The organism is Binatus sp. (SeqCode) (genome assembly GCF_036522015.1).
GTDB lineage: Bacteria > Desulfobacterota > Binatia > Binatales > Binataceae > Binatus.
In genome coordinates this window covers 1-3545 of sequence record NZ_DATDGQ010000121.1, presented here as the reverse complement: position 1 = coordinate 3545, position 3545 = coordinate 1, and the positions used below count along the sequence as shown (strand labels likewise).

Sequence of the window (3545 nt, the reverse complement as noted above, 5' to 3'; positions counted from 1 at the left end):
GGTCAAGACTCTGGGGCTCGCGCTCAATCTCAGTTTCAACCGGATTCAGTTCACCGTCGATCTGATGCCGGCTGACATCACCGGCACGCGCGTAATCTTGTCGGGCGAAGATGGCCGTCGCGAGTTCACCTTCCAGCCGGGGCCCGCGTTCTGCCACATCCTGCTCGGCGATGAGATCAATCGCGCGACGCCGAAGACGCAGTCCGCATTGCTCGAGGCAATGGCCGAGTTGCAGGTGACGGTTTCCGGCACGACCTACCGGCTTAAACCGCCGTACTTCGTAATGGCGACGCTGAACCCGATTGAGATGGAGGGCACCTATCCGCTGCCCGAGGCGCAGCTCGATCGCTTCCTGTTCAAAGTCCGGTTGAACTATCCCGACGAAGCTGAGCTGACAAGGATCATTTCGTCAACCACCGGACCCGAAGACGCGGGCATCGAGCCGATCTTTCACGCGGACGAAGCGGCCGAGCGGGTCGAAGGCCTCAAGCGGCTGGTGCGTGAAGTGATGGCGGCGCCGGCGATGGAGATTTACGCGGCGCGCCTGGTGCGCGCGACGCAGCCGCAGAACTCGCGCTTCGTGACCGACGAAGCCCGCGGCGTGCACGACGAGATGGTCAATCGCTATGTGATGTTCGGCTCGAGTCCGCGCGGCGCGCAGGCGCTCATCCTCGGTGCCAAGGTCCGCGCGCTGCTCGACGGGCGCGCCAACATCGCGCGTGAAGATATCGAGCACGTTGCGGTCGCCGCGCTGGCCCATCGCATAATGCTCAACTACGCCGCGCTATCCGACGGAATCGACGCCGCGCACATTGTCGAGCGCGTCATCAAGTCGGTTCGCGCCGCGAAAGTATAGGCGGCCGACGATGCTCGAGGCGCGTGCTTTCGAGCCCGAATATTTGCGCAAGCTCGACCGGCTGGTGCTGGGCATCAAGCGTGCCCGCACCGTGCGCGCCGGCCAGCGCGCGCTGGGCCGCGTCCAGGGTCTCGGCATCGAGCCGGAAAATTACAAAGAATACGCGCCTGGCGACGATTTACGCTTCCTCGACTGGAACGCGTTTGCGCGCCTCGACGAATTGATGTTGCGAACCTACCGCGCCGACCGCCAGGTCGAGGTCACTTCTCTGATCGACGCTAGCGCGTCTATGGGTTTGCCCGAGCGCGACGACAAGCTCGGACTCGCGTTGGCGATCGGCGCGTCGCTGGCCTACATCGGGATGGCGGACAACGACGCGGTGCGAATCGGCGCGTTCGCGATGCATCGCGGGTCGATGAAGCTCGAAGCGACGCCGTTTCATCGCCGCCGCGAGTCGTACCTCAACTTCAAGTCGTTCGTGACCTCGGTGAGAGCCAGTGGGGAGACCCGCCTGGGCGCCGCCGTCGATGAACTGCTTCTGCAGCGGCGGCCAGCCGGGACGGTGGTGGTCATTTCGGATTTTCTTGTGAACGAAGGCGATCTCGAAGATGCGCTCAAGCGGCTGGTCGGAGCGCGGCACGACGTAAAAGTCATTCACGTGATGGGTGAGCAGGAGAGCACCGCGTCGTATCCGCCGGGACTCTATCGCATCCGCGACGCCGAGACCGGCGAAGTGCGCGAGACCGCGCTGGACGCGACGACTGTCGCCGCAATCCGGCGCAAAGTCGAAAAGATCGCCGCGCGCATCCGCGAGGTTTGCACGGCGCACGCTATTACCTATGCGCAGGCTTTCGGTGCGGGCAACCTGGAAAGTTTTATGGAACGCGAACTCCCGCTGCTGGGAATTGTGAGATAGCCGTGGGCCTGCTGAATCCGCAAAACACTATTTATGGACTCAGCCTCGCGCTCCTGGTCCTGATTTATCTGCGCTCGCGCTCGCGTCCGACTATCGAAGTTTCGAGTCTGATGCTTTTCGACGAAGCGCCCGCTCCAGTTGCGAGCGTCCGCCACGTGCGCATCGATCCGCTGTTCTGGCTCGAGATGGCGACGTTGGCCGCGCTTACATTTGCGATCGCGGGACTCTACGTGATGCGGCCGCCTTCGCCTGGCCAAGGCCGCAGCCATGCGCTGGTGTTCGATCTCGGCGCCGGGATGAGCGCGCGCGACGGTTCGATCGCGCGGATCGATCAGGCCCGTCGCGATGCGCTGGAAATAATCAATCAAGCTCCTGTAGGCGACGAGTTCAGCGTCATCGCGTACGCATTGGAGGCGCAAGTGCGCCATCCGCAAACGGCGAACCTGGCCGACCTGCGCAAGGCGCTCGGCGAGCTGGTTCCGATGGCAGTGCCTGCGCGCACGGCGGCTCTCAGAGCGGCCCTTATCCGAGCGCATGGCGCGTCTGAAATCGATCTGTTTGCCGATCGCCCGCCTGCGCCTGCGATTCTCGCCGACGTCGCCTCGACCGCTCACGTGAATTTCCATCTGGTTGGCGCCGGCGACTCCAACCTGGCGATCGTATCGCTCGATCCCGGAGTCCCGGGCTCGACGCGCGGCCGCGTTGTCATTCGCAACTTCTCTGCGCGGCCTCATCCCGCAGAACTGGCGATCGATCTCGGCGACGCCGAAGAATTTCACCAGACCATGATGCTCGCGCCGCGCGAACAGGTCGTTGCGTCGTTCGGGCCGATCAAGACCGGGGGCGTGCTACATGCACGAATTCTGACTCCCGATGCGATCGACGCGGACAACAGCCGCTACGCGTACGCGCCATCGGATCTCGCGGCACGCGTCATCGTTCTCTCGCCGGACGCCGCGGTGCGCGACGACCTCGCCCGCGTGCTGCTCGCGGTCAATGCGAATTTCCAAATCGAGACGGCCGACCCCGCAAAGTACGTCGCGCCACCCGGGCCGAACGCGAAGCCATTCGAAATGGCCGTGATGCACGATTGCTATCAGCCCGCGGTCAAGGCCGCATCCACGCTCCTCATATACCCGCCGCAGGCGGGGCAGAACGGAATCGGAATCGCCGTCGATGGAACGATTGCGAGCGCCGATATTCGTGGTGACGCGACGGGCGAATCGCCCGTTTTGGAGTCTCTGAAGCTGGGCTCGACCCGAATCGTCGCGGTGCCCGAATGGATGGATCTGCTCGCGACTGCGTCGGCCCCTGGTCATCCGTCGATTCCGATTGCCGCGGCCGGACGCGCTGCGAATGGTTCCGTCGGCGTGCTTGCATTCGACGTGCGCAATCACCTGCTGCTCGCCCCCGATCATCTCGACGCGTTGGTGCTGACCGTCGATCTGATGAAGCAGCTGACCGCTCCGCGCGACGTTCTGATCGTGCCGACCGGCGCCGATGTGAGCGTGCCTGCTACGGGGAGCGCGCGCGTCACCCAGCCCGATGCGACCGTGCGCACCGTCTCCGCCGACAAGTGGGGCCGGGTGCGAATCCGCCCGCTTCAGGCTGGACGCTATACCGTCGAGTCGGGCGGTGTGACGACGCAGGTGCTTGCCAACTATTACGACGCTGCCGAGTCCGACCTTGCTGCCAAGCCGCAAGCCGAACCGCCTGCGCCCGTCGGGAAAGCCGCGGCGGCGGCCAACGTGCAATCCGCCAGACAAGTGCAGC

Annotated in this window: 3 protein-coding genes; all 3 read left to right on the top strand. The window is 64.3% G+C overall.

The genetic code is table 11. The annotated features are described in order from the left end of the window. Nucleotides 1-856, top strand: an 856-nt coding sequence (locus VIW95_RS05055; RefSeq protein WP_331584331.1) for an AAA family ATPase, incomplete at its 5' end; no start/stop codon positions are given. Nucleotides 857-866: 10 nt separating this feature from the next. After that, the gene (locus VIW95_RS05050) at nt 867-1772 is read left to right on the top strand and encodes a DUF58 domain-containing protein (RefSeq protein ID WP_331584330.1); all 906 of its coding nucleotides are present in this window, start codon (nt 867-869) and stop codon (nt 1770-1772) included. A gap of 2 nt (nt 1773-1774) precedes the next feature. Then, nucleotides 1775-3545: BatA domain-containing protein (locus VIW95_RS05045; RefSeq protein WP_331584329.1), on the top strand; the 1771-nt coding region annotated here is incomplete at its 3' end.